This window comes from Gluconacetobacter sp., from assembly GCF_047721585.1.
In the GTDB taxonomy this organism is placed as follows: Bacteria; Pseudomonadota; Alphaproteobacteria; order Acetobacterales; family Acetobacteraceae; genus Gluconacetobacter; species Gluconacetobacter dulcium.
Genome location: NZ_JBDNXE010000238.1, coordinates 1 through 2571, shown reverse-complemented (window position 1 = coordinate 2571; position 2571 = coordinate 1). Strand labels below are relative to the sequence as shown.

Sequence of the window (2571 nt, the reverse complement as noted above, 5' to 3'; positions counted from 1 at the left end):
GAAAATCCCGGTTCTTCGCTGTCTCCCATAACGAGGGGAGGACTCGATGGACCAGTTGGGAACACGTATCCAGTGGGGGCAGGCGCTCGTGGTCCTGTCCATGATCGTGCTGTCCTGGTGGACGGCGACACAATGGACGGCCTGGGCACTGGCGTTCCAGCCGGAACTCGGCCGGCCGTGGTTCACGATCCTGCACCGCTGGCCAATCTATGCCCCACCACTGTTTTTCTGGTGGTGGTACGAGTTCGACGCCTACGCGCCGGCGGTGTTTGCGCGTGGTGCCTGGATCGCGGGTTCCGGCGGGGTGCTGGCTTTTGTGGCAGCCGTGGCGCTGTCCGTCCATCGCGCCCGCGAGGCGAAGCGGGCCGCGACCTATGGTTCCGCCCGCTGGGCCGAGGACGCGGAAATCCGCGCGGCGGGGCTGCTGGGCGAGGATGGCGTGGTGCTGGGGAAATACCGCCGGGCCTATCTTCGGCATGATGGCCCCGAGCACGTCCTGACCTTCGCGCCGACGCGCACCGGCAAGGGTGTGGGTATGGTGATCCCCACACTTCTGACCTGGCCGGGTTCGGCCATCATCCACGACATCAAGGGCGAGAACTGGCAGATCACCGCCGGTTTTCGTGCAACCTTCGGGCGGGTGCTGTTGTTCGACCCCACCAATCCGGTGTCCTCGGCCTACAACCCGCTGCTGGAGGTTCGGCGTGGAGCGTCGGAAGTTCGTGACGTGCAGAACATCGCCGATATTCTGGTCGATCCCGAAGGCTCGCTGGAGCGGCGCAACCATTGGGAAAAGACCTCCCACGCCCTGCTGGTCGGCGCGATCCTGCATGTGCTCTATGCCGAGGACGACAAGACGCTCGCCGGGGTGGCGAAATTCCTCTCCGACCCGAAGCGGTCGATCGAGGCGACCCTGTCGGCCATGATGCGGACATCGCATCTCGGGAAGGCAGGGCCGCATCCCGTCGTGGCGTCTGCTGCGCGAGAACTGCTGAACAAGTCCGACAACGAGCGTTCCGGCGTGCTGTCCACCGCCATGTCGTTTCTCGGCCTCTATCGTGATCCGGTGGTGGCGACCGTGACCAGTCGCTGCGAATGGCGGATCGGTGATCTGCTGGAGGGCGAACAGCCCGTTTCCCTGTATTTCGTGATCCCGCCGTCGGATATCAGCCGCACCAAACCGCTGATCCGCCTGATTCTCAACCAGATTGGGCGGCGGTTGACGGAGGATCTGTCCGGCCGGGAGGGGCGTCGCCGCCTGCTGCTGATGCTCGACGAGTTTCCCGCCCTTGGACGTCTGGATTTCTTCGAAAGCGCTCTGGCCTTTATGGCGGGCTACGGGATCAAGGCGTTCCTGATCGCGCAATCCCTCAACCAGATCGACAAGGCATACGGCCAGAACAACAGCATCCTGGACAATTGTCACGTCAGGGTCAGTTTCGCCACGAACGATGAACGCACCGCGAAGCGTGTGTCCGACGGTTTGGGTGTGGCCACCGAGATCCGGTCGCAGAAGAACTATGCCGGGCATCGGCTGTCGCCCTGGCTTGGGCATTTGATGGTTTCACGTCAGGAAAGTGCTCGGCCCCTGATGACGGTGGGCGAAGTCATGCAGATCCCGGCACGGGAGGAAGTGGTCATGGTGGCGGGGTGTCCGCCCATCCGCGCACGGAAGGCGCGGTATTTCCGGGATCGCCGTTTCATCGAGCGTGTGCTGCCGCCGCCTGATCCGGCGCAACTGCCACGGCCTGTCCGGCCCGATGACTGGAGTGGCCGTCCATCTCCTGCCACCCCGTCACCGGAGGAGACGGCACCGTCAGCAGCGCCCGACAAACCCGATGATGCCGATAGTGATGAATCCCTCGGCACAGGGCGGAAATGGTCGCGCGAGCATGACCCGGCGGATATCGGCAAGCATAGGAAGCGCACGGTCCCCGATCTCTTTGGTGAAGAACCGCCCCCGGATCCGGAAGCACGGGACCGCGCCGACCTGACGCGGATCGCCCGGCAGGCCGGCCTCGATCGTGGCGATGACCTTGGGCTGTGAGGGGGCAATGAGAACATTCCCGAAGAAGGCACGGCTGTCGGTCTATCTGGAACCGAAACTGCTGGACGCCCTGACCGTCCATGCGGCACGGCGCGATCTTTCCCTGTCTCTCGTGGCGGAAGCGGCCATCGCATCCTTCCTGTCGCCAGATGCTGACGAGCGGCGGGAAGCGGCGATGAGCCGCAGGCTGGACCGCCTCGACCGGCAGGTCGCTCGCATGGAGCGCGATCTCGGGATCAGCCTTGAGACGCTGGCCCTGTTCATCCGCTACTGGATGACGGTCAGCCCGCCCTTGCCGGAACCGGCCGCAGCGGCGGCGCGGGCACAGGGGGCGGAACGCTACGAGGCGTTCGTGGCTGCCCTCGGGCGGCGACTCAGCCGGGGGCCGTTCTTCCGGCAGGAGATCCCGGAGGATGTGCCTCCCACATCGGAATCCTGATCCCGCGATCCGCAAGTAAAAACCGCATCCGTTACGATCCTGTACGATCGCAGGAAAATGCTGTTGAAAACGGGAGAAAACAGCA

2 protein-coding genes are annotated in these 2571 nt (G+C 64.4%); both read left to right on the top strand.

What is annotated here, in order from left to right; genetic code table 11:
* The first annotated feature begins 46 nt into the window (after positions 1 to 46).
* The gene (locus ABF821_RS20740; protein WP_415531440.1) at positions 47 to 2047 is read left to right on the top strand and encodes a conjugal transfer protein TraG; all 2001 of its coding nucleotides are present in this window, start codon (positions 47 to 49) and stop codon (positions 2045 to 2047) included.
* A gap of 7 nt (positions 2048 to 2054) precedes the next feature.
* Positions 2055 to 2486, top strand: coding sequence for a CopG family transcriptional regulator (locus tag ABF821_RS20735; protein ID WP_415531439.1), 432 nt, complete (start codon positions 2055 to 2057; stop codon positions 2484 to 2486).
* The last annotated feature ends 85 nt before the right edge of the window (positions 2487 to 2571 follow it).